Source organism: Nonomuraea harbinensis (assembly GCF_019396385.1).
Classification (GTDB): domain Bacteria; phylum Actinomycetota; class Actinomycetes; order Streptosporangiales; family Streptosporangiaceae; genus Nonomuraea; species Nonomuraea ferruginea.
In genome coordinates, this window is sequence record NZ_JAHKRN010000008.1 from 184,691 (window position 1) to 211,085 (window position 26,395).

Here is a 26,395-nt window from a genome sequence, read left to right on the forward strand (position 1 = left end):
CCCCCGCCTGTGGTTTGCTTGTATGCCGTCATCACCACCGAACCGACCGGGGGGTTCCCATGGGCAGCGCCGAACCTGAGATCACGTTCCGCGGCGACATGGACGTGGAGCTCGTCAAGTCCGCCGCGTCGGACGCCGACGTGCTCTGGGCGGCGCGGGTCTCCACGAAGGGGGAGAGCTCGCTCGCCGAGCTCGAAGCCGACCCCGAGCGGTCCAAGGGCCTCATCAACTTCCTCATGCGCGACAGGCACGGCACGCCGTTCGAGCACTCGTCCATGACCTTCTACGTCAGCGCGCCGATCTTCGTCTTCCGCGAGTTCATGCGGCACCGCACCTTCTCCTACAACGAGGAGTCGGGCCGATACCGTCAGCTCGTGCCCGTCTTCTACGTGCCCGGTCCCGACCGCAAGCTGGTGCAGGAAGGCAAGCCCGGCAAGTACGTGTTCCGCGAGGGCACCCCCGAGCAGCACAAGGTGGTGACCGAGGCGACGACGGAGAGCTACCGGCAGGCCTACCGCGCCTACCTGGAGATGCTGGAGGCCGGGGTCGCCCGCGAAGTCGCCCGGACCGTCCTGCCGGTCGGCCTCTACTCCTCGATGTACGCCACCTGCAACGCCCGCGCCCTGATGAACTTCCTCTCGCTCCGGGTGCGGCGCGACGACTCCGCCTTCCCGTCGTTCCCGCAGCGGGAGATCGAGATGGTGGCCGAGAAGATGGAGTCGCTGTGGGCCGGGCTGATGCCGCTGACGCACGCGGCGTTCGAGGCCAACGGCCGCGTCTGCCCCTGATCGAGCGGGTCAGGCCAGGGCGGGCATGACGTACACCTCCGCGCCCGGCGGCAGCGTGCAGTCGAGGCTGCCGAGGCCGCGGGCGTTCTCGCCGCACACGACCATGTTGATGTGGCGGCGGATCCGCCCGTACTCGTCCCTGATCCGCTCCTCAAGCAGCGGGTGGGTGCGGCGCAGCACGTCGAGCGCCGCGCCCAGGGTGGGCGGCGAGTCGCGGTCGGGCCCGACCGCGAACACCTTCACTTCCGTACGGCCGCTCACCCACCTGCGCAGGGCGGCGGGGAGCACGAACACGACCAGCATCACGGGACGGGCCATGGCTCAGAGCACCGCCGCCCGCACGGTCAGCACGTCAGGCAGGTGGGAGGCCACCAGCGACCAGCTCGCGCCGTCGTCGGCCGACCAGTAGACCTCGCCGCCGCGGGTGCCGAAGAACAGGCCCGCCTCCGTGGCGGCCATCGCGTCGCGCAGCACGCTCGCGTGCACCGGCCCCTCGGGCAGGCCGCGCTCCAGCGGCTCCCACGACCCGCCGGCGTCGGTGCTGCGGTAGACGCGGTAGCGGTGGCCGACCGGGGTGCGGTCCATGTCGGCGTGCAGCGGCAGCACGTACAGCGTGCCGGGGCGCGACGGGTGCGTGACGACGGGGAAGCCGAAGTCGGAGGGGAGCGCCGAGCCGATGTCGTGCCAGGAGCCGCCGAAGTCGTCGCTGCGGTAGACGCCGAAGTGGTGCTGCAGGAACAGCCGGTCCGGCCGGCCCGCTTCCATCGCCACCTTGTGCACGCACTGGCCGAACTCCGGATACTGCTGACCTTCGGGCAGGAACGGGGCGCGGATGCCCTGGTTGGCCGCCTCCCACGACAGGCCGCCGTCGGTGGTGCGGTAGAAGCCGCCGGTGGAGATCGCCACGCCGAGCACGCGCGGGTCGGACGGGTGCGGGATGATCGTGTGCAGGCACAGCCCGCCGCCGCCCGGCTGCCAGCGCGGCCGGTGCGGGTGCTCCCACAGGCCTTCCACCAGGCTGAAGGTGACGCCGCCGTCTTCCGACCTGAACAGCGCGCCCGGCTCCACGCCGGCCCACACCACGCCGGGCTCCGACGGGGAGGGCGTGAGCTGCCAGACGCGGGTGAGCGTGGTCCCGGTCTTCTCGGGGAAGGCGATCGGCGGGCTCTCGGCCTCCCGCCAGGTCCCGCCGAGGTCGTCGGAGTACATGACCGAGGGGCCGAAGTGCCCGTACTCGATGCCGGCCAGCAGGCGGGGAGCCGCGCCCCCGGTGTCGATCGCCACGGAGTGGATCCCGACGGTGGAGAACGCGATCGGCTCGACGCGGAACGCGCCTGCGCCGCTGGAGCGGGCGAGGAACAGGCCCTTGCGGGTGCCGATCGCGAGCACTGCGTCTGTCATGGCATCGCTCCCATGGTCGCTATGCCGCCATCGTGCCACGCGGCTGACCGGCTCGCCGAGTACTGGGAGATTTGCCGCACGATTACCTGCCAGGTAATCGTGGCACTTCCCCTTTTGTCGCTAACGTATCGGGACATGGGAGCTGTAGCTGTACAAGAAGAGGCTTTTGGTGATTTGTTGCGATCGTGGCGGCAGCGGCGCCGGGTCAGCCAGCTCGACCTGGCGATCGAGGCGGACGTCTCCGCCCGGCACATCAGCTTCCTGGAGACCGGGCGTGCCCGGCCCAGCAGGGAGATGGTGATGAAGCTGGCGGAGGAGCTGGAGGTGCCGCTGCGGCACCGCAACAGGCTGCTGATCGCGGCCGGGTTCGCGCCGGTGTTCGCCGAGCGCGCGGTGCGCGCGCCCGAGATGCACGTCGTACGGCAGGCGCTCGACACGATCCTGGCCGGGCACGAGCCGTACCCGGCGCTGGTCGTGGACGCCGCCTGGAACCTGGTGGCGGCCAACCCGGCGGCCGGGATGTTCATGGCGGGGGTCCCGGCCGAGCTGCTGGAGGAACCGGTCAACGTGATGCGGTTGTCGCTGCACCCGGAGGCGATGGGCGGGCGGCTGCTGAACCTGGCCGAGGTCCGCGCCCACCTGCTGCACCGGCTGCGCAGGCAGGCCGAGATGTCCGGCGACGGGCGGCTGGCCGAGCTGCACGACGAACTGGCCGCCTACCGGTATCCGGGAGTGGACCTGAACGTGGCGCACGTGCCCGGCCCCGGCGACATCCTCCTGCCGCTGCGGATCAGGCACGGCGACCGCGTGCTGTCCATGTTCACCACGATCGCGACCTTCGGCACGCCCGTGGAGGTGACGGTCTCCGAGCTGGCCATCGAGACGTTCTGGCCGGCCGACGACGAGACCGCGGCGGCGTTCCGCTGATCACCGCTCGCCGTGCACCACGTCCCGGTGGATGCGCGCCGGCGGCACCCCGTCGGCCTGCAGGTTGCGTACGGTCTCGGTGACCATGGAGGGCGGCCCGCACACGTACACCTCGTGCTCGGCCCAGGAGTGGAAGCGGCGCGTCACGTCCGGCAGGCGGCCGCGCATCCCCTCGTAGCCCGGCTCGTCCGACACCACGGGCAGCACCCGCAGCCACGGGAACGAGGACTCCAGCCGGATCAGGTCCTGCAGGTCGTACAGCTCGGCCGAGGTGCGCGCGCCGAACAGCAGGTGCATGGAAGGGCGGCAGCCGGAGGCGATCACCTGCTCGATGATCGCCTTCAGCGGTGCCAGCCCGGTGCCGCCGGCCACGAACAGCAGGTCCCGCACGCCGCGCTCGGGCGGCGTCATGGTGCCCATCGGCGGCCCGAGCATGACCGTGTCGCCGATGCGCGTGTCGCGGACGAGCGTGGTGGACACCCAGCCGCCGGGCACCGCGCGCACGTGCAGCCGGAGCGCGTTGTCGGGGCGCGGCGCGTTCGCGATCGAGTACGTCCGCCACACTCTCGGCCACCGTGAGGTCTGCACGTTGACGTACTGGCCCGGCGTGAACGGCAGCCGCTGGGTGGGGCGCAGGGTGAGGATCGCGATGTCGTCGTGGGGGCGCTCGTGGTCCAGCACCTCCGCCAGCCACCAGGCGGGGGAGACCCCGGCGTCGGCCTCGGCCGCCTCGATCATCAGATTGGCCGCGGCGGTGTACGCCGACACCCACGCGGCCTCGATCTCGGCGTTCCAGATGTCGGCGGCGAAGCGCCGGACGGTGGCGACCAGGGCGCTGCCGATGGCGGTGTAGTGCTCGGCGACCACTCCGTACTTGCGATGGTCCCTCCCCAGCTGGCCCAGGAACGAGCGCATGCTCTCCGGGCTGTCGACGCTCCACACGATGCGGGCCAGCGCGCTGAAGAGCCGGTCGCGCTGCACGTCCATGGCCGGCGGGAACATCCCGCGAAGGTGCGGGCTCTCCGCGAACAGCCTGCCGTAGAAGTAGGCGGCCGCCTTGTCGGCCACCGGCTCGATGATGGAGAAGCTCTCCTTGACCAGGCGCGGATTCAATGACATATACCCAACCCGTCCTATTGGCCGGAAAGTTATTCCGGTCGTGTCGTCCCACCTCCCTGGCGGCTCCGGGTGACGAGCGTCCGGTATGCCCCGGCACATCCGATCGCTCGAAATCCAGTGTTACACCGCCTCTGTAACCTCACAACCGATTCACCCAATGAGGTGCACATCTGAACTTTCAGTAACGGTCACATTATTTTCCCCATCTTGCCGGGGCTGTATTTCGAGTATTGAACGCGAATAGGAATTGTATTCGCCTTTCATAATGAAATTTCGGGATTTGGGCGGATTGTCGGGCGGTCCGCCCGTCCCGCCGCCCTGCTCCGGCTCATCCCGCCCGCCCCGCCGCGGGACCGGACGGCGGGCTTCAGACGGGCAGCCCCCAGGAGACTTGTGGGACAAGCGACATAACCGAAATGGTGTGCGCCATGATGGGCATGTGCCTGCGCCCCAGGCCACCCCTGCACAACGCTCCCCTGGAGATCGCATGTCCCGACCGCTGATAGGCGTCACCGCCTACTTCGAAGCCGCCCGCTGGGATGACTACGTACGGGAGGCCGTGCTCTCCCCGCCCTCGTACGCCAGAGCGATCGAAAGGGCCGGCGGCGCGCCGGTCGTGCTGCCGCCGATCAACTCCCACGCCATCGCCGCCTACGTCAGCGGGCTGCGCGGCGTCGTGCTGACCGGCGGCACCGAGGTGGGCGCGGCCGCCTACGGCGACGAGCAGGACCCGCGCGCCCCCGAGCCGCAGCCGCACCGCGACCGGTTCGAGCTGGCCCTGGCCAGGGCCGCCGTGCAGGCCGACATCCCCGTCCTGGGCATCGCCCGCGGCATGCACGTGCTCAACGTGGCCCAGGGCGGCAGCCTCATCCCGTGGCTGCCCGAGATGCTGGAGAGCGAGCGGCACAACGAGCCGGGCGCCCCGCACCGCATCCAGGTGAGCGTGTCGAGCAAGCTCGGCAAGGCCGTCGGCGACCACGTGGAGGCCGTCGCCCCGCACACCCAGTCGGTGCGCCGGCTCGGCTCCGGGCTGCTGGCCGTGGCCTGGGCGGACGACCAGATCGTGGAGGGCATCGAACTGCAGGGCCACCGGTTCGGCGTGGGCGTGCAGTGGCACCCGGAGCGCGAGACCGGCGACGGCGGGAAGGGCAACGGCCTGTTCGATGCGCTCGTGGAGGCGGCCCGCTAGGCTTCGATCATGTCGCTGCATCCCCAGGCACGCGCGTACATCGCCGCCTACCCGTCTGACCTGGGCGTCGACCCGGCCACGCTCGATCTGGAGCGGATCCGGGAGATGCGCGCCGTCGACGGCCTCGCGGCCCAGCGCGGCCCGCTCACGCAGCTGCCCTCGGTCCGCGACGAGACGGCCGAGGGCGTGCCCATCCGCATCTACCGCGCCGACCGCGGCGACGAGCCGCTGCCCGTCGTCGTCTACTTCCACGGCGGCGGGTTCGTCTTCGGCAGCGTCAAGCGCAACGACGCACTCGGCCGCGACCTGGCCATCCGCACCGGCGCCGTGGTCGTCTCGGTCGACTACCGGCTCGCGCCCGAGCACCCGTTCCCGGCCGCCGCCGACGACGCCTGGACCGTCGTGCGCGACGTCTTCGCCCGGCCCGCCTTCTACCAGTGCGACGGCAAGGTGGCGGTGATCGGCGACAGCGCCGGCGGCAACCTCGCCGCGGTGGCGGCCTGGCAGGCCCGCGACGCCGGGCTCCGCCTGGCCCACCAGGTGCTGGTCTACCCGATGCTCGACGCGCTGATGGACACCCCCAGCTACCGCGAGTTCGCCGAGGGCTACGGCCTGGACGCCGCCGAGTCGGCCTGGTTCCTGCGCCAGTACGCCGCCGGGGCCGACCCCGGCGACCCGCGCCTGTCCCCGCTGCGGCTGGCCTCATGCGCCGGGCTGCCCCCCGCCACCGTGGTGACCGCCGAGTACGACGTGCTGCGCGACGAGGGCGAACGCTACGCCGCCCGGCTCGCCGAGGAGGGCGTGCCGGTCGAGCTGCGCCGCTTCGACGGCGCGGTCCACAGCTTCTTCGCCCTGCCGCGGCTGTTCGACCAGGCGGCCGAGGCCCGCGAGTACATCGCCGCCCGGCTCAAGGAGTCGCTGTGACCTACGAGCGGCTCAAGACCGACACCCCCGCCGACGGCGTGCTGCGGATCACCATCAGCGAGCCGCGCAGGCTCAACGCCGTCGACCGCACCGGCCACCGCGAGCTGGCCGAGATCTGGCGCGACGCCGACCGCGACGACTCCGTCAGGGCCGTGGTCATCCGGGGCGAGGGCGAGGCGTTCTCCGCCGGCGGCGACCTGTCCATGATCGAGGAGATGACCCGCGACCACGACACCCGGCTGCGCGTCTTCGCCGAGGCCCGCGACATCGTCTACAACGTGCTCAACTGCGCCAAGCCCGTCGTCTCGGCCATCCAGGGGCCGGCCGTGGGCGCCGGGCTGGCCGTCGCCCTGCTCGCCGACATCTCGGTCGCGGGCCGCACCGCCCGCATCATCGACGGCCACACCCGGCTCGGCGTCGCCGCGGGCGACCACGCCGCCATCATCTGGCCGCTGCTGTGCGGCATGGCCAAGGCCAAGTACCACCTGCTGCTGTGCGAGCCCGTCACCGGCGAGCAGGCCGAGAAGATGGGCCTGGTCAGCCTCTGCGTCGACGACGACGCCGTGCACGACACCGCCATGGAGATCGCGGTCAAGCTCGCCGCGGGCTCGCAGGAGGCCATCAGGCTCACCAAGTACGCGCTCAACAACTGGCTGCGGATGGCCGGGCCCGCGTTCGACGCCTCGCTCGCCATGGAGTTCCTCGGTTTCACCGGCCCCGACGCCGCCGAGGGGCTCCGCGCGCTGCGCGAGAAGCGTCCGCCCCGCTTCACCTGAGGGGGGTTTCGGCGTCGTGGCCGGGGTAGTCGCCAAGGCATGGAACGCATGGCAGACCGCACGGCGAGCCTGTCGGCCGGGGCCGAGAACGCCGCCTCGGGGGACGAAGCAGCGGCCCGCCGCGGTCAGCGCCGGGTGGCGGTCAGAAACCGCGCGGGAGGCCGAGCACCTGCGTCGCGAGGTAGTTGAGCAGAAGCTCCTCGGTCACGGGTGCCACCCTCCCGATCCGGGCGTCGGCGAGCAGCCGGGCCACCGGATACTCCAGCGAGTACGCCATGCCGCCGTGCGTCTGGAAAGCGGCGTCGGCGGCCTCCCAGGCGGCCTGGGAGGCGGTCAGCTTGGCGATGTTGGCCTCGGTGCCGCACGGCAGGCGCCGGTCGAACGACCACGCCGCCTTGTAGATCATCAGCCGGGCCAGCTCGATCTTCGCCTTCACCTGGGCGAGCGGGAACGCCACCGCCTGGTTGGCGCCGATCGGCCGGCCGAACACCTCGCGCTCCTTGGCGTACTGCACGGCCACCCGCAGCGCCACCTCGGCGCCGCCCAGCGCGGAGGCCGCCAGCAGGACGCGCTCGGGGTTGAGTATGTCCCACAGCACCGCCGCGCCCTGGTCGACCTCGCCGACCACGTTCGCGGCCGGCACCCGCAGGTCGTCGATGAACACCATGTTGGACGGTGTCGTGTTGGCGCCCATCTTGGGGATCGGCTGGAACGACAGCCGCCCGGCGGCGACCGCCTCCGGCACGTTCACCAGGAACACCGTCAGCCCGTGGGACCGCGGCCTGGCCTCGGCCGCCGGGACCGTCCGGGTGACCAGCAGCATCCAGGCGGCCCGCTGCACGCCGGTGATCCAGATCTTCTGGCCGTTGATCACGAACTCGTCGCCTTCGCGGCGGGCCGACGTGGTGATCGCCAGCGAGTTGGAGCCCGCGTCGGGCTCGGTCAGCGCGAAGCACGTCTCCAGCTCGCCGGTGGCCAGCCGCGGCAGCAGCTCCTCCCGCTGCCGGTCGGTGCCGTGGCGGGTCAGGGTCAGCGCCCCGAAACCGGGCGTGAGCACGTACGTGAAGGCCGATCCGCCCGCCGCGCCGGACGCCGAGATCGTCTCGGTCGCCACCGCCAGCTCCAGCAGGCCCTGCCCGCCGCCGCCGAAGCGCTCGGGCACCGCCAGGCCCAGCCAGCCGCCCTTGCCGAGCTCTTCCCACACCTCCTGTGGCCAGCGCTTCTCGCTCTCGCACCGCTGCCAGTAGTCGAGGTCGTAGCGGGCGCAGATGTCGGCGATGCCACGCTGAACCGCGAGCGCGCTCTCCGGGAGAGTGAAATCCATCAGTCCATGGTAGAAGAAAGCTCTGTTCGCGGGCGAGGCCTGCGCGCGTGGAAGACGAACGCCGGAGGGGCGTTGCGCCACACCGTCCGCCCGGCCACCACTTCCTCGAACCGCTCGGCCAGCAGCGTCCGGAAACGCCGCGCCCGGCTCAGCGGGATCGCGTGCACGTACGAGAAGGTGGTGAACGCGCCCGCGTGGCTCATCACCGACGTCACCGCGCCCATCAGCGTCAGCTGCAGCCCTTTCGGGAACGCCGCCCACGGCAGCCCGCTGACCACCACGTCCGCCTGTCCAAGATTGCGCTCGGCCAGCAGCGCGGACAGCTTGGCGGCGTCGCCGTTCACCACGTCCACGGCGGGGAAGCGCTCGGCCAGCAGCGCGGCCATCGTCTCGTTGAGCTCCACCGCCAGATGATGGCCGCGACCGCCCAGCCTGCGCTGGATCTCGGCGGTGAACGGGCCCGTGCCCGGCCCCAGCTCCACCACGGTCGGCTCGCCGCGCTCGGGCACCGGCGCGCACACCGCCGCGGCCAGCCGCTGCGAACTGGGCACCAGCGCCCCTATCGTGGCGGGCGAACGCAGGAACTGGCGCAGAAGCAGCGTGGTGTCGTTGGACATGACTCAAAGGTAAGGGTCCGGATCCCATGCGCGTCTCCGCCGGGGGGACGAAGAATCGGCCACTTGGAGGAGGAGGCATCCTCCGCCGGGAGGACTGTCCGGAAGGCCCCGCTCGATACCTTGGGTGCCATGAGCTGGCGTTGGCGCGGTGTGCCGTTCGACCTGCTCCTCGCCGCCGCGGGCGTCAGCCTGGACCTGCTGATGTCCGGTCAGGCGCGGCTCGGGGAGCTCGCACCGCAGTACACGATCGTCCCCCTGGCGCTGCTGGTCGGCGTCCCCCTCGGATTGGTGCGGCGCCGGCCGCTCGTGGCCGCGCTGTGGCTCGCGGGCGCCCTCGTCCTCACCGACCAGATGGGGGCCTACAGCTCCAACACCGCCCAGATGCTGCTGCTGGTCGCCGTCGGGCTCACCGCCTACCGGGAGCGCTGGCGCTCCATCGCGGTGGCCATGGCCGCGGCGGGCGTCGCCACCGCCGTCAACCTGGTCGACCCCGGCGCCGCCTTCTCGCTCAGGACCGGGCTCTACTGCGCGGGCGTCGCGATCTTCCCCGCCGTGGTCGGCGGCTACCTGCGCGGCCCGGTGGGCGAGCTGGAGCACCGCGACGTCACCCCCGACGTGCTGCTCGCCGCCGGCGGCCTGGCCTACACCATGCTGAGCACCTGGACGAGCTGGCACTCGGGGCCCCAGCCGGCCTGGATGACGGGCGTGCTCGCGGTCGCCGCCGGGCTGGCGCTCGGCGTGGCCAGGCGCATGCCGGGGCTCGTCTTCCTGTTCCACTGCATCCTGGTCGTCCTCGCCGACACCTACCTCCCCCAGGTGGTCAGCACCAGCCTGGTGCTGCTCCTCATCGCCCTCGGCGTGTTCGCCATGCGGGTCGCCTCCTGGGGGTGGACGGCCGCCGCCTACCTGGCCACCTGCCTGCTGGCCGGGGTCGCCGTCGTCGGCCCGGACACCGAGACCACCTTCTTCCGCGCCGCCGTCGTGTGCGCGCTCGTCCTCACCCCGGTCGCGATCGGCCGCTACCTCGGGGTCAAGCAGGCCGCCGCCGCGGCCGAGCGGCTGCGGGTGCGCGAGTCCACCCGGCTCACCGTCGCCCAGATGCGCGCCGACCAGCTCGCCGAGCGCGAGCGCATCGCCCGCGACGTGCACGACATCGTCGCCCACCACGTCGGCGCGATGGTGCTGCGGGCCGGCGCCGCCCGCTACACCGCCCCCGACGGCCCGGTCGCCGACGCGCTCACCGACATCCGCGAGACCGGCCACCAGGTGCTGGAGGACCTGCGCGGCCTGATCGACCTCTTACGCGACCCCGACCGGCAGCCCGGCCTGCTCGCCGACCCCAACGACGTGATCCGCGAGTCCGCCGAGCGGATGACGGCCGCCGGCCTCGCGGTGGATCTCGAACTCGACCGGGGCACCGACCACGCCCCGCTCGTCGCCCGCGCCTCCGCCGCGCGCATCGTCCAGGAAGGCCTCACGAACGTGCTCAAACACGCCGGACCCGGCACCGAGGTCCGCGTCCGGGTCAGCGCCGACCGCCACGGCGTCGGCGTCGAGATCCACAACGGCCGCCCGCCCACCACGATCGAGCGCCTGCCCTCCTCCGGGCGCGGGCTGGCGGGCATGCGGGAGCGGGTCCGCGCCCTCGGCGGCACCCTCAGCGCCGGTCCCGACGAGGACGGCGGCTGGCTGCTCGCCGCCAGCCTGCCCGCGGCCAGGAGCGTCTCGTGATCCGTGTCCTGGTCGCCGACGACCAGGTGCTCGTCCGGGCGGGCGTGCGGATGCTGCTGGAGGCCGACGGCGACATGGAGGTGGTCGCCGAGGCCGACGACGGCGCCGAGGCCGTCCGGCTGGCCGAGCGCCACCTGCCCGACGTCATCCTCATGGACCTGCGCATGCCCAGGGTCGACGGCCTGGAGGCGATCAAGCGGGTGCTCGCCGCCCGCCCGGCCAGCCGCATCGTGGTGCTCACCACCTTCGCCGAGGACGCCAACGTGCACGCCGCGCTCCGCGCCGGCGCCGTCGGCTTCCTGGTCAAGGACGACGAGCCGGCGCGCATGGTCGACGCCGTCCGCCGCGCCCACGCAGGCGAGCAGCTCCTCGCCCCGTCGGTGCTGCGCCGCGTCGTCGAGCGCTTCCTGGCCGCCGAGGAGCAGTCCGCCGGGGCCGCCCCGCGCGGGCTCACCGAGCGCGAGGTCGAGGTGCTCGCCCTGGTCGGCACCGGCCTGTCCAACGCCGAGATCGCCGAGGAGCTGCACGTCGGCGTCACCACCGTCAAGACCCACGTCGCCTCCGCGATGGAGAAGCTCGGCCTGCGCAACCGCATCCAGGCCGCCGTGGTCGCGCACCGCAGCGGCCTCGTCGACGCGTCCTTCCGCCCCGTACGTCCGCCGCGCGGCGGAGGGCAGGATAGCCCGGCAGGCTGACGACCGCCGGCGGGCCCGGCGCGCATCCTTGGTCCTCGATCGAAAGGACTGCGGACATGTCAGAAACGGATCTCTTCCAGCGCCCGCCCGCCTCGGCCCCCGCCAAGCCGGTCAACGCCGGCCTGCTGTACGCGCTGCGGCTGACGATCATCGCCCAGGCGGCGGGCCTCGTCGTGGCCGGCTCGCTCGCCGGACAGTCGGTCGCCACCGACGGGGCGATGGCCGAGCCCCACGTGATGGCCGGGATGCTCGTCCACCTCGTCGGGCTGCTGCAGATCGTCTTCGCCGTGCTCGTGTGGCGGCCCGGCCGCGGCGCCGGCTGGCCCGCCCTGGCCAGCCTCGCGCTGTTCGTCGCGGGGATGGGCCAGCACTTCACCTGGGAGATGCTCGGCGCCCACCTGCCCAACGGGATCGTCATGTCCGGGCTCGCCACCGCGCTGCTCATCTGGTCGTGGTCGCCGGGAGCGTCCCGCCGCCGCTAACCTCGTTCCTGTGTACGTGAAGATCTGCGGCCTGACCGACCCCGGCCACGTGGCCGCCGCCGTCGAGGCCGGCGCCGACGCCATCGGCTTCGTGCTGACCAGCAGCTCGCGCCGGATCACGCCCGAGCGGGCCGCCGAGCTGGGGGCCCTCGTGCCGCCGGAGGTGCTGACCGTGGGCGTCTTCCGCGGCGAGGACCCCGCCACGGTCCGGGCCGCGGCGCTCGCCGCCGGGGTGCGGGCCGTCCAGCTCCACGGCCACCACCCCCACGGCGACTTCACCGCGCTCAAGGACCTCGGCCGCACCCTGATCAGGGCCGTCGACGCGCGGGCCGACCTGCGGTGCGGCGCCTTCGACGAGAGCATGCTCATCGTCGACGCGCCCCGGGCGGGCTCCGGCGAGCCGTGGGACTGGTCGGCCGTCCGCGGCCGCCCTTCGGGGCAGTGGATGCTCGCGGGCGGCCTGGCGCCGTCCAACGTCGCCGAGGCGATCGCCGCCGCCCGCCCGTGGGGGGTCGACGTCTCCAGCGGCGTCGAGACCGCTCCCGGCGTCAAGGACCCGGCGCTGATCGCCGCCTTCGTCGACGCCGCCCGCGCCGCCTCCTGACGCGCCCTCTCAGGGCGAGGTGACGCGCTCTCGGAGCGCCATGGGGAACGGAGCCGACGGGACTCCGGGGAACGCTTACAGAGCGGCGAGCGGGCGCGGGAGTTCCTGCGCGGGTTCGCGCGGCCACCGGATGGTGTGCGTGCACGACGACCGGCTCGGCCGGGAGTTCTCGCCCGCGTTCGCGGCGGCGGGCTTCCGGCACGAGGAGAACGTGCTCATGGCCTACCGCGGCGACCCGCCGCGCGTCCCGCACGCCGAGGAGCTCTCCCTGGCGGTGCTGCTGCCCGTGCTGCACGAGACCTGGCGCGAGACGCTGCCGGACGCCGGCGACGAGGTGATCGAGCAGCTCGCCCGGCGGGCCGAGACCAGGCTGCGCGGCGCCGGCCGGGTCGGGTTCCGCGGCGTGCGGAGCTCCGGCGGCGAGATCGCCGCCCGCGCCGACCTGTACGTCCACGACGGCGTGGCGCAGATCGAGGACCTGGTGACCGCGGTCCCGCACCGGGGCAGGGGGCACGCCCGCGCGCTGATGCTCTCACTCCTGGCGGAGGCCACCGCGGCGGCCGGGCTGGTGTTCCTGGTGGCCGACGCGGGCGACTGGCCCAGGGAGTTCTACGCCCGCCTCGGATTCGCGGAGATCGGCCGCACGCACGACTTCGTCCGCGCCTGACGGCGGGAGCTTGGCCGGATGCGGCCCCGCTGGGCCGGAAGTTCGCGCAGTAGGGTCTGGGGCGTGAGTGAAACTTCCGCCGAGGACCGAATCTGGACGGTTCCCAACCTGCTGAGCTTCCTGCGTCTCCTTGGCGTGCCCGTGTTCCTGTGGCTGGCTCTGGGGCCGCGGGCCGACGGGTGGGCACTCGGGGTGCTCGCGGTGGCCGGGTTCACCGACTGGCTCGACGGGAAGATCGCTCGCGCGTTCAACCAGACCAGCAGGCTCGGGCGGCTGATCGACCCGGCCGCGGACAAGCTGTACGTGTTCGCGACCATTGTGGCGCTGCTGGTGCGGGAGATCATCCCGTGGTGGCTGGTGGCCGTGATCCTGGCCAGGGAAATCTTCGTCGCCTGTTCCTTCCCTGTACTCCGCAAGCATGGATATCGGGCACTTCAGGTGCATTTCCTGGGCAAGGCCGCCATGTTTAACCTCATGTATGCCTTCCCTCTCCTCTTCCTTGCCTCCCACACGGGGTGGTATGCCGAAGTGGCCCGCATCGTCGGGTGGGCGTTCGCGCTGTGGGGAACGGGCCTCTACTGGTGGGCAGGCGTGTTGTACGTGCTACAGGTGCGCCGGCTCGTGACCGCGACCACGAAGGAGTGAGCGGTGAAGGCGGTTGTCATGGCGGGCGGCGAAGGCACCCGGTTGCGGCCGATGACGGCCAACCAGCCCAAACCCCTGCTCCCCGTGGTCAACCGTCCGATCATGGAACATGTGCTGCGCCTGCTCAAACGGCACGGCATCACCGAGACCGTGGTCACGGTGCAGTTCCTGGCCGCGCTGGTGCGCAACTACTTCGGCGACGGCGACGAGCTCGGCATGCGCCTGCAGTACGCGACCGAGGACGTGCCCCTGGGCACCGCGGGGAGCGTGAAGAACGCCGCCGCCCGGCTGCGCGACGACCGTTTCCTGGTCATCTCCGGCGACGCGCTCACCGACATCGACCTGACCGACATGATCCGCTTCCACCGCGACACGGGGGCGCTCGTCACCATCGGGCTCAAGCGGGTGCCGAACCCGCTCGAGTTCGGCATCGTCATCGTCGACGAGGCCGGGCGGGTGCAGCGCTTCCTGGAGAAGCCCACCTGGGGCCAGGTCTTCTCCGACACCGTCAACACCGGCATCTACGTCATGGAGCCCGAGGTGCTGGGCGACGTCCCCACCGGCGAGCCCGCCGACTGGTCGGCCGACGTCTTCCCCAGGCTGCTGGAGCGCGGCGCCCCCATCTACGGCTACGTGGCCGACGGCTACTGGGAGGACGTCGGCAGCCACGACAGCTACCGCAAGGCCCAGGCCGACGCCCTGTCCGGCAAGGTCAGGCTCGACATCGGCGGCTTCGAGGTGTCGCCCGGCGTCTGGGTGGCCGGCTCCGCCTCGGTCGAGCCGGACGCCGTGCTCAAGGGGCCGCTGTTCGTCGGCGAGTACGCCAAGGTCGAGGCCGGCGCCGAGCTGCGCGAGTACACGGTGCTCGGCAACAACGCGGTGGTGCGCGAGGGCGCCTTCCTGCACCGCGCGATCGTGCACGACAACGTCTACCTCGGCCCCGGCACCCACCTGCGCGGCTGCGTGATCGGCAAGGCCACCGACGTGATGAGCGGCGCCCGCATCGAGGAGAACGCGATCATCGGCGACGAGTGCGTCATCGAAGCCGAGGCGTACGTCTCCAGCGGGGTCAAGATCTACCCGTTCAAGACCATCGAGGCCGGCGCGGTCGTCAACACCAGCGTCATCTGGGAGTCGCGCGGCCAGCGCGGCCTGTTCGGCCCGCGCGGGGTCAGCGGGCTGGTCAACGTCGAGATCACGCCCGAGCTCTGCGTCCGGCTGGCCAGCGCGTACGCCACCACGCTGAAGAAGGGCGAGTACGTCGTCACCTCGCGTGACTCCTCGCTGGCCGCCAGGGCGCTCAAGCGGGCCGTGATCGGCGCGCTCAACGCCAGCGCGATCAACGTCCACGACCTCGAGGCGGCGCCGCTGCCGGTGGCGCGCTTCCACACCGCCAGGGGCACCGCCGCGGGCGGCATCACGCTGCGCACCACCGCCGGCGACCCGCAGAGCGTCGACATCGTCATCATGGACGACCGCGGCGCCGACCTGCCCCCCGGCGCCCAGCGCAAGCTTGAGCGGGTCTTCTCCCGGCAGGAGTTCCGCCGCGCCTTCCCCGGCGAGATCGCCGAGCTGACCTTTCCGGCCAGGGCGGTCGAGGACTACTCGCACGAGCTGCTGGGCCGGGTCGACATGACCGGCGTGCGCGGGATGAAGGTGGTGGCCGACTGCGCGGGCGGCACCTCCTCGCTGGTGCTGCCGCGGTTGCTGGGCCGGGCCGGGATCGAGGTGCTCACCGTCAACGCGGTGCTGGACGACCTGTCGCCCACCGAGACGATCGCCGAGCGCCGGCGCGACCTGCAGCGCCTGTCGGAGCTCGTGAGCTCCTCACGCGCGGCCTTCGGCGTCAGGTTCGACCCGGTGGGGGAGCGCATCGCGCTGGTGGACGAGCAGGGCCAGCTCATCAGCGAGGAGCGGGCGCTGCTGGTGGTCCTCGACCTGGTGGCCGCCGAGCGCAGGGGCGGGCAGGTGGCGCTGCCCGTCACCACCACCCGGGTCGCCGAGCAGGTGTGCCGCTTCCACGGCGTGCAGGTGCGGTGGACCTCGACCGCCGTCGACGCGCTCACCTCGGCCGCCGGCGACCCCGGCATGATCTTCGCCGGCGACGGGCGGGGCGGCTTCGTGGTGCCCGAGTTCAGCCCGGCCATCGACGGGCTGGCCGCGTTCATGAGGCTGCTCGGGCTGGTGGCCCGCACCCGGCTCTCGCTCAGCCAGATCGACGCCAGGATCCCCGAGGCCAAGCTGCTCAAGCGGACGATCCCGACGCAGTGGGCGGCGAAGGGGGCGGTGATGCGCTCGGTCATCGAGGCGGCCGAGTCGAGCGGCGACGGTCACCGGATCGACACCACCGACGGGGTGCGGGTGGTCGGCGACGACGGCAGCTGGGTCCTCATCCTGCCCGCCGCCACCGAACCGGCGACCGACCTGTGGGCGGAGGCGTCGGACGTCGACACCGCGCAGATCCTGCTCGAACGCTGGGCCCAGGTGGTCGAGCAGGCGACATGATCCATAACAGGCCGGATCCTGTCCACGATTTGTCTGGAAGGACCGCAAGATCGTAATGTTAAGACGCGCGGCGGCATGGACCTTCAGGTAGGGGCGGTTGTAACTTTGTCAGCGTCCGAACCTGTCGTCCAGCGCCCCGCCTTGACCTTTGCCGCTGATCAGCGTAAGTTGCGGCATTCGCCAAAACGTGAAGAGCGAAGCGAGGCGCGCCCCGAGCACCGTTGCCGCGACTTCGCGGTAGGAGGCCGAGCCGATCGATGCCGAGCGTCTACTGCACGCAGTGCGGGCATGCCAACCCCGAGGATGCCCGTTTCTGTTCCCGTTGTGGGACCCAGCTGACCAGACCCGAGGTCTCCGGGGACACGACATCGACGATCTCTGTCGCGGGAATAGAGGCGTACGAGGCTGAGACCGGCGACATGCTGCTGGCCGAGCGGGCGCTGGTGGAGCAGCTCCCGCCGGGCGCGGCGCTGCTCACCGTCACCAGGGGGCCCAACCAGGGCAGCCGGTTCCGGCTCGACAAGGAGCTGACCACCACCGGCCGCCACCCGGAGAGCGACATCTTCCTCGACGACATCACGGTCTCGCGCCGTCATGTCGAGTTCTACCGCCATCGCGGCGGCCAGTTCTCGGTGCGCGACGTGGGCAGCCTCAACGGCACCTACGTCAACCGGGAGCGCATCGAGGAGGTCCCGCTCCACTCCGGGGACGAGGTGCAGATCGGCAAGTTCCGGCTGCTGTTCCTGATGCGGACCCCCGCCGGCGCATGAGCTCACAGGCGGCACGCTCGCACATGAGCATCGGGGAGGTGCTCGCCCTGCTGCAGGGCGAGTTCCCCGACGTCACGATCTCCAAGATCCGATTCCTGGAGGGCGAGGGGCTGATCGAGCCGGAGCGCACCCCGTCCGGCTTCCGCAAGTTCACCCACCTGCACGTCGAGCAGCTGCGCTACATCCTGACCGAGCAGCGCGACCACTACCTCCCGCTGCGCGTGATCAAGGACAAGATGGCCGAGAGCTTCGGCCGCCCCCGCGCGCTGCACGACAAGCAGGAGGTCAAGCTCACCCGGGCCGAGCTGCTGGAGTCCGCGGGGCTCGACGAGGAGACGCTCACCGAGCTGGAGGACTACGGGCTGCTGGCGCCGGTCGCCCGGCGCTACGACGAGGAAGCGCTTAAGATCGCCCGGGCCGTGGGCGGGCTGGCCCGCTTCGGCCTGCACGCCCGTCATCTGCGCGCCGTCAAGGCCGCGGCGGAGCGGGAGGCCGGTCTGGTCGAGCAGACGGTCGCGCCCATACTCAAACGCCGCAAGCCCGGCGCGATCGGTGAGGCCGACGAAGCGGCCAGGGAGCTGTCGGCGCTCCTGCTCGACCTCCATGCCGCCCTGCTGCGTACGGGGGTTCGTGGCGTTCTGGGCCGATGAGCGGCCTGCGGGACATTCAGGGCTCGGCGGGTGTTACGTTGAAATGCAGAAGCGGACCAGCGATGACCTGAGCCGGGCCACCGGCCAGTCGAATATGGAGCAGCCCGTGTTGCAGATGGAGGTAGTGGGCGTTCGGGTAGAAATGCCCACCAATCAGCCGATCGTTCTGCTCAAGGAGGCACACGGGGAGCGGTTCCTGCCGATCTGGATCGGCATGACCGAAGCGACGGCCATAGCGCTGGCACAGGCCGACGAGCCGCCGCCCCGGCCGCTCACCCACGATCTTTTCAGGGACGTGCTGAGCGCGCTCGGCGTGGGTCTGCGCGCCGTCAACATCGTCGCTCTGCGTGACGGCATCTTCTTCGCCGACCTCGTGTTCTCCAACGGCGTGGAGGTCAGCGCCCGGCCCTCCGACTCGATCGCGCTGGCGCTGCGCACCGGAGCCCGCATCTTCGCCAGCGAGGAGGTGGTCCAGGAGGCCGGTGTGATCATCCCCGACGACCAGGAGGACGAGGTGGAGAAGTTCAGGGAGTTCCTTGACACGATCTCACCCGAGGACTTCGGCCGGGCGGGGTAGGTATTTCAGTGCATTTACGCTTCACGACGCGCCGAGCCGGATCGTTGACTGAGCATGGTCACGGTCCTACGGTGCAAGTGAAACCCGTGGTCGACCTTTTACGAACCCCCAGATGAGGCCACGGGATGAGAGAAAGCCGGAGGTCCGCGTGGCGGTCAGCAGCGGCGAGGGAAAGACGGCCGGCCAGGAAGATCCGGTGCGGCGCGAGAGTGCGCGGCAGCGTGCCGGAGAACAAGGATTGCTCTTCGACGAGCAGCCTGCCACGCTGCCGGACGACATCGGATACCGCGGGCCGACAGCCTGCGCGGCGGCCGGCATCACCTACAGGCAGCTCGACTACTGGGCGCGCACGGGCCTGGTGGAGCCCACGATAAGAGCCGCGCACGGCTCCGGCTCCCAGCGCCTCTACAGCTTCCGCGACATCCTGGTCCTGAAAGTCGTCAAGCGGCTCCTCGACACCGGAGTCTCCCTCCAGCAGATCCGCACCGCCGTCCAGCATCTGCGCGACCGCGGGGTCGCCGACCTCGCGCAGATCACGCTGATGAGCGACGGCGTCAGCGTCTACGAGTGCACCTCGGCCGACGAGGTCATCGACCTTCTCCAGGGCGGTCAGGGCGTGTTCGGCATAGCGCTCGGCCGGGTCTGGCGCGAGGTCGAAGGATCCCTCGCGGAGCTGCCGGGGGAACGGGCGGCGGTCGTGGACGACGTCCCGGCCGACCATCCCGCTGACGAACTGGCCCGGCGGCGGCGCGCGCGCCGCATCGGGTGACGCCCCGTACCACCCCAATTCGGGCCCAATTCGGGTCGAGGCTGTAATCTAGGACATGCTGACGACCCCGTGCGGGAGAGTCCCCGGCACCGCCGGGGCGCCGAAGGAGCAACCCTCCCCGGAATCTCTCAGGCGCCCGTACCGCTCGGGTGAGGCAACTCTGGAAAGCAGGTGCGCCCGCCAGGCGCACTTCACCGACGGTGCAAGCCCCGTAGCGGGGTGAAGCTCTCAGGTCGCCATGACAGAGGGGGAGATCCGGCATACGCCCGCGCCCAGCGCCGGTCTCCACAGCCTCGGGAGGCATCTCCATGACCGACCTGTCAGCACCGCCGTTCTCCAGTAGGCACATCGGGCCCTCAGCGGCCGAGCAGCAGCGCATGCTCGAGGCCGTCGGCTTCGAATCGGTCGCGGACCTGGTCGCGGTGGCCGTGCCCGAGGCCATCAGGGCCAAGGACCGGCTCAAACTGCCGGCCGCCGCGAGCGAGGCCGAGGCCATCGCCGAACTGCGCGCCCTCGCCGGCCGCAACCAGGTGCTCACCTCCATGATCGGCCTCGGCTACCACGACACGGTCACGCCCGCCGTCATCCGCCGCAACCTCCTGGAGAACCCGGGCTGGTACACCGCCTACACCCCGTACCAGCCGGAGATCTCGCAGGGCCGGCTGGAGGCGCTGCTGAACTTCCAGACCGTCGTCTCCGACCTCACGGGCCTGCCCGTCGCCGGGGCGTCCCTGCTCGACGAGGCCACCGCCGCGGCCGAGGGCATGACGCTGGCACGCCGCGCCGGCAAGGCCAAGAGCCCGGTGTTCGTGGTCGACGCCGACACGCTGCCGCAGACCAAGGCCGTGCTGGCCACCCGCGCCGAACCGCTCGGCATCGAGCTCGTCGAGAGCGACCTGACCGGCGACCTGCCCGAATGCTTCGGCGTGCTGGTCCAGTACCCCGGCGCGTCCGGGCGGCTGCGCGACTTCCGCGCCGTGGCCGAGCGGGCGCACGAGGCCGGCGCGCTGGTCGTGGCCGCCGCCGACCTGCTGGCGCTCACGCTCCTGGCCGCCCCGGGCGAGCTCGGCGCCGACATCGCCGTCGGCTCCTCCCAGCGGTTCGGCGTGTCGTTCGGCTACGGCGGGCCGCACGCCGCCTACATGTCCGTACGCGAGGGACTGCAGCGCCAGATGCCCGGCCGCCTGGTCGGGGTGTCGGTCGACGCCGACGGCGCGGCCGCGTACCGGCTGGCCCTGCAGACCCGCGAGCAGCACATCCGCCGCGAGAAGGCCACGAGCAACATCTGCACCGCGCAGGTCCTGCTCGCCGTCATCGCCGGCATGTACGCCGTCTACCACGGGCCCGACGGGCTGCGGCGGATCGCCCGGCGGGTGCACCGGCACGCCGCCGCGCTCGCCGCGGGGCTGCGCGAGGGCGGCGTCGAGGTCGTGCACGCCGAGTTCTTCGACACCGTGCTGGCCCGCGTCCCCGGCCGGGCCGCCGGCATCGTCGCCGCGGCCGCCGAGCGCGGCGTCAACCTGTGGCAGGCCGACGCCGACCACGTCTCCATCGCCTGCGACGAGAAGACCGGCGCCGCCGAGCTCGCCAAGGTGTGGGCGGCCTTCGGCGTCGAGCGCACGGACGCCGCCCTGGACGCCGTGGACGACGCGCTGCCGTCCTCCCTGCTGCGCGAGTCGGACTTCCTCACCCACCCGGTGTTCAACACCCACCACAGCGAGACCTCGATGCTGCGCTACCTGCGCAGGCTCCAGGACAAGGACATCGCGCTCGACCGTTCGATGATCCCGCTCGGCTCCTGCACGATGAAGCTGAACGCGACCACCGAGATGGAGCCCATCACCTGGCCCGAGTTCGCCGGCATCCACCCGTACGCGCCCGAGGCGCAGGCGCTGGGCTACGGCGAGCTGATCCGCACGCTGGAGGACTGGCTCGCCGAGGTCACCGGCTACGACAGGGTCTCCATCCAGCCGAACGCCGGCTCCCAGGGCGAGTTCGCCGGGCTGCTGGCCATCCGCGCCTACCACCGCGCCAACGGGGACACCGGGCGCGACGTCTGCCTCATCCCGTCGTCCGCCCACGGCACCAACGCCGCCAGCGCCGTCATGGCCGGCATGCGGGTCGTGGTCGTGGCCTGCGACGACGACGGCAACGTCGACCTGGCCGACCTCGACGCCAAGATCGGCAAGCACCGCGACCGGCTGGCCGCGATCATGGTCACCTACCCGTCGACGCACGGCGTCTACGAGGAGACCGTCACGGAGATCTGCGCCAAGGTGCACGACGCCGGCGGCCAGGTGTACGTCGACGGGGCCAACCTCAACGCGCTGGTCGGCCTGGCCAAGCCCGGCGAGTTCGGCGCCGACGTCTCCCATCTCAACCTGCACAAGACGTTCTGCATCCCGCACGGCGGCGGCGGGCCCGGCGTCGGCCCGGTCGCCGTCCGCGCCCACCTCGCCCCCTACCTGCCCGGCCACCCGCTGCGCGACGGCTCGCCCGTCGGGCCCGTCTCTGCCGCTCCGTACGGCTCCGCCGGGATCCTGCCGATCTCGTGGGCGTACATCAGGATGATGGGCAGCGACGGCCTCACCGCAGCCACCGAGCAGGCCATCCTGTCGGCCAACTACCTCGCCCGCGGCCTCGCCCCGCACTACCCCGTCCTCTACACCGGCAGGGGCGGGCTGGTCGCCCACGAGTGCATCGTCGACCTGCGGCAGATCACCAAGGAGACCGGCGTCACCGTCGACGACGTGGCCAAGCGGCTCATCGACTACGGCTTCCACGCGCCCACCATGTCCTTCCCCGTCGCCGGGACGCTCATGATCGAGCCGACCGAGAGCGAGGACCTGGCCGAGCTGGACCGGTTCGTGGACGCGATGGTCGCCATCCGCGCGGAGATCGCCAAGGTGGCCTCCGGCGAGTACGACCCGGCCGACAACCCCCTGCGGAACGCCCCGCACACCGCGGAGGCGCTGACCGCCGACGAGTGGAGTCACCCGTACGCGCGGAGCGAGGCGGCCTATCCGGTGCCGTCGCTGCGCGAGGACAAGTACTGGGTGCCGGTACGGCGGATCGACCAGGCGTACGGCGACCGCAACCTGGTGTGCTCCTGCCCGCCTCTGGAGGCGTACGAGGACTGACAACGGCGGTCCAGGCCCGGCCCGCGCGGCCGGGCCTGTTCGCGTCCCAGAGGGCATTTCGGACCAATCGGGCGTCAGCCAGACCGATGGGGTCAACCGAGCAGACATGATCGCGAGAACTCGTTAGGCTCGGGGCGTTCGTCGCAGAAGGAGCTCTCTTGACGTTCTCAGAGCTGGAGACCCCGCCGCTCGACACCGCCCGCCGCCTGGCCGAAGGCGGTGACCTCGACGGCGCGGCCGCCATACTCGCCGAGCTCGCCGCGCAGCCCGGCAGCCCCGATCGGGCGCAGGCCGCCGTGGGGCTCGCCGTGGTGCTCGACCAGGCGGGCGACGTGGAGGGGGCGCGGGCCGCCGCCAGGACGGCGCTGGCCACCGGGCATCCCGAGTTCGCCGCCCAGGCCGCCTGCCACCTGGCCCAGGGGTTCGAGCGTGAAGGGCGGCTGGACCAGGCGCGCGGGGCCTGGCAGGCCGTGCTCGGCGTCGGCACCCCCTCGTACGTGCCGCTCGCGCACCTGGCGCTGGCCCGGCTGGCCGGCGAGGTGGGCGACTACGACGAGGCGGAGGCCGAGCTGCGCGCCGCCATCGAGACGGGCCACCAGAGCGGGGACGGCGCCCCGGCCGAGGGGGAAGCGTCGCGTGAGGGTTCTCAGCCGGACGGACCCGCCGCCGAGGTGCGGGTGCACGCCGCGCAGCAGCTCGCCGACCTGCTGATCGGGCGCGAGGAGCCGGGAGAGGCCGCCGACGTGCTGCTCGACGCGCTGGAGGACGCCGCCTCCGGTGAGGACGCGGCACGGTTGCGCGTGCAGCTCGGCATCGCGCACCTGGAGATGGCCTGCGCCGAGTTCGCCGAGGCCGTCGAGCAGGGTGGCGAGGCGCAGGTGAGCGCGCTGGCGATCGAGCTGCTGGCCCGCACGCTTCCCCTGCGCGGCCGCGACGACGCCGCCGGGCAGGTGTGGGCGTACGGGCTGGAGCACCAGGACGAAGGGCTGGCGGCCGAAGTACGCCTCCGCTACGACCGCGACACCTGAGCCGACCCGCCCCTTTCAACCCAGGCACCGTGCGCGCCGGCGGTCATCGGGTAGTGCGGGCGAACCGCGGTTGAGAACCTCTCCAGGCGGCGCCGGCTCTGCCCTCTCATGGGTTGCGGATCGCAGCTGACCGCATGAGAACCCGATGGGTCACGGGTGGACGAGGTGGAGGGCGCGCAGCTGACCGTGTGAGAACCCTTCGGCCCGCGTCAGTGGTCGGTCTGCTCGTGTGGAGTGCGGGCGATCGCTTGAAAGCCTTTCGGCCGCGTCAGTGGTCGGTCTCGTCCGCTTGGGTTGTGGAGTGGGGGCAGCCGTGTGATCCCTTTCGGGTGTTGGCGGCTCGCCGCTGTGGGTTGACGGGGCGGGCGGCCGATTCTCGGCGGCAGGTCAAGACCTCTTTTTGGGGAACCCCCACGGGCCGGGCGCCGTAAGGCGTGCCTTCGGCCCGCTCGGCTCGCCGTAGTTCCGGGGTCGCGTCTGGGGGAGAGGGGGACGGGGGTGGCCGTCAGGGGCGGCGCATCAGGGCGCCGGCGGCGGCGATGTTGATCAGGACGATGGACAGCCAGGCGACGATCAGCCCCACGGTGCCCGCCTGGCTGGCGGCGATGGCCGTCAGCGGGACGCCGATGCCCATCGAGCCCAGCGCGATCGGCACCATGGAGCGGGAGCTGTCGTTCTTGCGCTTGGTCTCCTTGCCGCGCCGCTTGAGCTCGGCTTCGACCCGGGCCGCTATCGTCGCGTCGAGCCGGTCGGCCAGGGAGTCGACAAGAGCGGGCTCGTAGTCGGGGCCGAGGTCGCGGCGGGCGTCGATCGTCGCCCGCAGTTCGTCGCGGACATCCCTCTCCGGTTGCATAGAGGACATCCTGCCCTGTCCGGAGGCGCGCCGTCATCAGACCTGGGAGCTATGTTGAGCTCCTCCCCAGGTACGGTGCTGCCATGGAGATCATGACTCCCCGGGGGCCGGCGCGGGTCGACGTCGACGAGGAGGAGCGCGGCCGGCTGCTGCTGGTGCTGACGCACGGGTCGGCCGGGGGAGTCGACGCGCCCGACCTGCTGGCGGTCCGCGAGGCGGCCCTCGGCATGGGCGTGACCGTGGCCAGGGTGACGCAGGCGTTCAGGATGGCGGGGGCGCGGGCCCCCGGATCGGCCGAGCGGCAGGACGAGGCGTGGCTGGCCGTGCTGGCCGAGCTGCGCGGCCGGTGGCCCGGGCTGCCGCTCGTGCAGGGCGGCCGGAGCAACGGGGCGCGGGTCGCCTGCCGGACCGCGCGGGCGGCCGGGGCGGTGGCGGTGGTGGCCCTGGCGTTCCCGCTGCACCCGCCCGGCAAGCCGGACCGTTCCAGGGCGGACGAGCTGCGCGGCGCCGGAGTCGATGTGCTGGTGGTGAACGGTGACAGGGACCCGTTCGGCGTGCCCGACGCGGCGGACGCGACGCGGCTCGTGGTGCTCCCGGGAGAGGGGCACGACCTGAAGAAGGAACCCGCCCGGGTGGGCGAGGTGGTCGCCGACTGGCTGACCCGTTATCTCGGGTAACCGGTCGGCGGTGCGCTCAGGCTGCCCCGACCAGCGGGTCGGGGCGGTGCGGGGCGATCGCGGTGCCGCCGGGCAGCAGCTCACCGGTGTCCTCGAACAGGACGACCCCGTTGCACAGCAGACTCCACCCCTGCTCGGGGTGGCAGGCCAGGGTGCGGGCGGCTTCGCGGTCAGGCGCGTCGGCAGACGGACAGACCGGGTCGTGCGGGCACATCGGCGTGCCTCCGATATCTCGTGGATGGCCCCCCGATCAAGGAGTCGGGAGCGGCTCGGGTTTCTCTTTCCAGTAAGTGTGCAGCAAGTGTGCGATGTGCGTCACACGTTCCGACATAGCCCGTTTGGACTGTTAAGGGAGGATCCCCTGGAGTGTGACCTCCGACACAGCGTGCCTTATGCAGGATAACGGGCCAAGCATGACACGCACACTAGGTTTGGAGCCCTCGGAGCAACGCGTCGAGCCCGCGTTCGAAGTCCGCGTCGGCGTCGCGGTCGCGCCGCACCCACTCGTCCACCTCGGGGTCGGCCCAGCCCGAGCGCTGCACCTCGACCGCGACGCTGCCGAAGACGAAGGCCCGCAGCGTGCGCACGGCCTCCTCGGCGCCGGGCAGGCCGCCGTCGGCGAGCTGCTCGATCTGCTCACCGATGGCGATGACGGTGGCGCCCTTGGGCGGCTTGGTGAGCGCCAGCGCCAGCACGCCGGGATGCTCGCGCAGCATCTCCCGACCGGCCCTGCACCACGCCCTGGCGGTCTCCTGCCAGGTCGCCGCCTGCTCGACGTGGACGGCGGTGACGTGTTCGGCCAGGGCGTCCATCAGCGCCTCCTTGCCGCGCGGCAGGTGGTGGTAGATGGCCATGGCCTCGACCTGGAGGGCGTCGCCGAGCCTGCGCATGGTGAGCCTGCGCAGGCCCTGGCTGTCGGCGATGTGCAGGGCGGCCTCGATGATGCGCTCGCGGGACAGGGGGACCGGTGGTCGCTTGGCGGGCATGGTGATCATCTTACTATGTAAAGGAGGCTGCGCCGGAGTGCCGCGCCGGACCGGTTACGGGGCGGGGGCGCGGAGCGCGTACCCTGGTCGCTGATAAGAACGACAGCGTGAAGGGCAGAGTCGATGGCGTTTTTCCGTCCGCGGGTGAGCCGCGAGGCCGAGGTCCGCTACCACGCGGATCTGGAGATCTCCAAGCGCTACCCCGAGCTGCTCGGCAGGGCCAGGGAGGCGGAGCAGGTGCTGCGTGACCTGCGCGCCGCCGACGCCGACGAGATCGAGCTGCGGGCCGCGGGCCGGGCGCTCGACAAGGAGCTGACCGAGGCGCTGCGCGCGGCCGAGGCGGGGCAGCGGGCGGCGTTCGGGGTCAAGTCCTACGACGACCGCATCGCCCGGCGCAAGGCCAAGGCGACGCCCAAGGGCGCCACGTGGACCATGGAGGTGGAGCAGCTGCGCACGCTCCGCGAGGAAAACAGGATGTGGGGCATCCCGCGCGTGCCCCGTCCCGTGCCCTCCGCCAGGTGACCGGCCTCACCGGGCGGTGAGCCCGGCCC

28 protein-coding genes and 1 riboswitch are annotated in these 26,395 nt (G+C 71.9%); of the genes, 20 read left to right on the top strand and 8 right to left on the bottom strand.

The features are described 5' to 3' along the window. The first annotated feature begins 59 nt into the window (after positions 1-59). Entirely contained in the window at positions 60-788 is a 729-nt protein-coding gene (thyX, locus tag KME79_RS11425; RefSeq protein ID WP_148031981.1) for an FAD-dependent thymidylate synthase, read from the top strand. Positions 789-797: 9 nt separating this feature from the next. Here the strand turns inward: thyX and KME79_RS11430 are convergent, their stop codons facing one another. Both KME79_RS11430 and KME79_RS11435 read right to left on the bottom strand, forming a co-directional pair. Continuing rightward, a complete protein-coding gene (locus KME79_RS11430; RefSeq protein ID WP_148031980.1) occupies positions 798-1,106 on the bottom strand; it encodes a ubiquitin family protein in 309 nt (102 codons plus the stop codon). Between the two features lie 3 nt (positions 1,107-1,109). Next, complete coding sequence (locus KME79_RS11435; RefSeq protein WP_219544398.1) at positions 1,110-2,189, bottom strand: WD40/YVTN/BNR-like repeat-containing protein; 1,080 nt, start codon at positions 2,187-2,189, stop codon at positions 1,110-1,112. A gap of 135 nt (positions 2,190-2,324) precedes the next feature. Here KME79_RS11435 and KME79_RS11440 point away from each other — a divergent pair, with 135 nt between their 5' ends. Further along, positions 2,325-3,116 carry a helix-turn-helix domain-containing protein gene (locus tag KME79_RS11440; protein WP_187281192.1) on the top strand — a complete coding sequence of 264 codons (792 nt, stop codon included), beginning with the start codon at positions 2,325-2,327 and terminating at the stop codon, positions 3,114-3,116. On the opposite strand, the gene KME79_RS11445 is transcribed toward KME79_RS11440, so the two are convergent. Continuing rightward, positions 3,117-4,235, bottom strand: a complete 1,119-nt coding sequence (locus tag KME79_RS11445) for a globin domain-containing protein (RefSeq protein ID WP_219544399.1) — start codon at positions 4,233-4,235, stop codon at positions 3,117-3,119. A gap of 487 nt (positions 4,236-4,722) precedes the next feature. On the opposite strand from KME79_RS11445, the gene KME79_RS11450 reads away from it, so the two are divergent. Genes KME79_RS11450 through KME79_RS11460 form a run of 3 tightly spaced genes read left to right on the top strand, consistent with a single transcriptional unit; the run spans position 4,723 to position 7,124 of the window. After that, positions 4,723-5,424 (top strand): gamma-glutamyl-gamma-aminobutyrate hydrolase family protein, encoded by a 702-nt coding sequence (locus KME79_RS11450; protein WP_219544400.1) that lies wholly within the window; start codon positions 4,723-4,725, stop codon positions 5,422-5,424. Positions 5,425-5,433: 9 nt separating this feature from the next. Then, on the top strand, positions 5,434-6,348 hold the full coding sequence (locus tag KME79_RS11455; RefSeq protein ID WP_219544401.1) for an alpha/beta hydrolase: 915 nt from the start codon (positions 5,434-5,436) through the stop codon (positions 6,346-6,348). Further along, on the top strand, positions 6,345-7,124 hold the full coding sequence (locus tag KME79_RS11460; protein WP_219544402.1) for an enoyl-CoA hydratase/isomerase family protein: 780 nt from the start codon (positions 6,345-6,347) through the stop codon (positions 7,122-7,124). The genes KME79_RS11455 and KME79_RS11460 overlap by 4 nt, the downstream gene beginning before the upstream one ends. A 142-nt stretch (positions 7,125-7,266) precedes the next feature. On the opposite strand, the gene KME79_RS11465 is transcribed toward KME79_RS11460, so the two are convergent. After that, positions 7,267-8,448, bottom strand: a complete 1,182-nt coding sequence (locus KME79_RS11465; protein ID WP_219544403.1) for an acyl-CoA dehydrogenase family protein — start codon at positions 8,446-8,448, stop codon at positions 7,267-7,269. Further along, positions 8,448-9,065 (bottom strand): class I SAM-dependent methyltransferase, encoded by a 618-nt coding sequence (locus KME79_RS11470; protein WP_148031972.1) that lies wholly within the window; start codon positions 9,063-9,065, stop codon positions 8,448-8,450. The genes KME79_RS11465 and KME79_RS11470 overlap by 1 nt, the downstream gene beginning before the upstream one ends. 129 nt (positions 9,066-9,194) lie before the next feature. On the opposite strand from KME79_RS11470, the gene KME79_RS11475 reads away from it, so the two are divergent. From KME79_RS11475 to KME79_RS11535, 13 genes are all read left to right on the top strand, one after another. Continuing rightward, positions 9,195-10,796: a sensor histidine kinase gene (locus KME79_RS11475; protein ID WP_246639644.1), complete on the top strand. Its 1,602-nt coding sequence runs from the start codon at positions 9,195-9,197 to the stop codon at positions 10,794-10,796. Further along, entirely contained in the window at positions 10,793-11,491 is a 699-nt protein-coding gene (locus tag KME79_RS11480) for a response regulator (RefSeq protein WP_219544404.1), read from the top strand. The genes KME79_RS11475 and KME79_RS11480 overlap by 4 nt, the downstream gene beginning before the upstream one ends. A gap of 56 nt (positions 11,492-11,547) precedes the next feature. Next, on the top strand, positions 11,548-11,973 hold the full coding sequence (locus tag KME79_RS11485; protein WP_219544405.1) for a hypothetical protein: 426 nt from the start codon (positions 11,548-11,550) through the stop codon (positions 11,971-11,973). 10 nt (positions 11,974-11,983) lie between these two features. After that, positions 11,984-12,577, top strand: coding sequence for a phosphoribosylanthranilate isomerase (locus KME79_RS11490; RefSeq protein ID WP_148031969.1), 594 nt, complete (start codon positions 11,984-11,986; stop codon positions 12,575-12,577). Positions 12,578-12,716: 139 nt separating this feature from the next. Then, positions 12,717-13,244 (top strand): GNAT family N-acetyltransferase, encoded by a 528-nt coding sequence (locus tag KME79_RS11495; protein WP_219544406.1) that lies wholly within the window; start codon positions 12,717-12,719, stop codon positions 13,242-13,244. 63 nt (positions 13,245-13,307) lie between these two features. Beyond that, positions 13,308-13,889, top strand: a complete 582-nt coding sequence (clsA, locus tag KME79_RS11500; protein WP_261808589.1) for a cardiolipin synthase ClsA — start codon at positions 13,308-13,310, stop codon at positions 13,887-13,889. 3 nt (positions 13,890-13,892) lie between these two features. Beyond that, on the top strand, positions 13,893-16,394 hold the full coding sequence (locus tag KME79_RS11505) for a mannose-1-phosphate guanyltransferase (RefSeq protein WP_219544407.1): 2,502 nt from the start codon (positions 13,893-13,895) through the stop codon (positions 16,392-16,394). A gap of 257 nt (positions 16,395-16,651) precedes the next feature. Further along, complete coding sequence (locus KME79_RS11510) at positions 16,652-17,164, top strand: double zinc ribbon and FHA domain-containing protein (protein ID WP_148031965.1); 513 nt, start codon at positions 16,652-16,654, stop codon at positions 17,162-17,164. 23 nt (positions 17,165-17,187) lie between these two features. Beyond that, complete coding sequence (ftsR, locus tag KME79_RS11515) at positions 17,188-17,814, top strand: transcriptional regulator FtsR (RefSeq protein ID WP_148031964.1); 627 nt, start codon at positions 17,188-17,190, stop codon at positions 17,812-17,814. Positions 17,815-17,920: 106 nt separating this feature from the next. Beyond that, positions 17,921-18,391, top strand: a complete 471-nt coding sequence (locus KME79_RS11520; RefSeq protein ID WP_148031963.1) for a bifunctional nuclease family protein — start codon at positions 17,921-17,923, stop codon at positions 18,389-18,391. Positions 18,392-18,539: 148 nt separating this feature from the next. Then, positions 18,540-19,160 (top strand): MerR family transcriptional regulator, encoded by a 621-nt coding sequence (locus tag KME79_RS11525; RefSeq protein ID WP_148031962.1) that lies wholly within the window; start codon positions 18,540-18,542, stop codon positions 19,158-19,160. Positions 19,161-19,222: 62 nt separating this feature from the next. Then, positions 19,223-19,314: riboswitch (glycine riboswitch) on the top strand. A gap of 154 nt (positions 19,315-19,468) precedes the next feature. Further along, entirely contained in the window at positions 19,469-22,300 is a 2,832-nt protein-coding gene (gene gcvP, locus KME79_RS11530) for an aminomethyl-transferring glycine dehydrogenase (RefSeq protein WP_219544408.1), read from the top strand. A 158-nt stretch (positions 22,301-22,458) separates the two neighbouring features. Next, complete coding sequence (locus KME79_RS11535) at positions 22,459-23,328, top strand: tetratricopeptide repeat protein (RefSeq protein ID WP_219544409.1); 870 nt, start codon at positions 22,459-22,461, stop codon at positions 23,326-23,328. Between the two features lie 505 nt (positions 23,329-23,833). Here the strand turns inward: KME79_RS11535 and KME79_RS11540 are convergent. Then, positions 23,834-24,181 (bottom strand): hypothetical protein, encoded by a 348-nt coding sequence (locus tag KME79_RS11540; protein ID WP_148031959.1) that lies wholly within the window; start codon positions 24,179-24,181, stop codon positions 23,834-23,836. A gap of 83 nt (positions 24,182-24,264) precedes the next feature. On the opposite strand from KME79_RS11540, the gene KME79_RS11545 reads away from it, so the two are divergent. Next, entirely contained in the window at positions 24,265-24,858 is a 594-nt protein-coding gene (locus KME79_RS11545; protein WP_219544410.1) for an alpha/beta hydrolase family protein, read from the top strand. Positions 24,859-24,874: 16 nt separating this feature from the next. Here the strand turns inward: KME79_RS11545 and KME79_RS11550 are convergent, their stop codons facing one another. Next, the gene (locus KME79_RS11550; RefSeq protein WP_148031957.1) at positions 24,875-25,072 is read right to left on the bottom strand and encodes a DUF5999 family protein; all 198 of its coding nucleotides are present in this window, start codon (positions 25,070-25,072) and stop codon (positions 24,875-24,877) included. 211 nt (positions 25,073-25,283) lie between these two features. Then, complete coding sequence (locus KME79_RS11555; RefSeq protein ID WP_246639646.1) at positions 25,284-25,853, bottom strand: TetR/AcrR family transcriptional regulator C-terminal domain-containing protein; 570 nt, start codon at positions 25,851-25,853, stop codon at positions 25,284-25,286. Between the two features lie 114 nt (positions 25,854-25,967). Here KME79_RS11555 and KME79_RS11560 point away from each other — a divergent pair, with 114 nt between their 5' ends. Beyond that, positions 25,968-26,366, top strand: coding sequence for a hypothetical protein (locus KME79_RS11560; RefSeq protein WP_219544411.1), 399 nt, complete (start codon positions 25,968-25,970; stop codon positions 26,364-26,366). Positions 26,367-26,395: the final 29 nt, after the last annotated feature.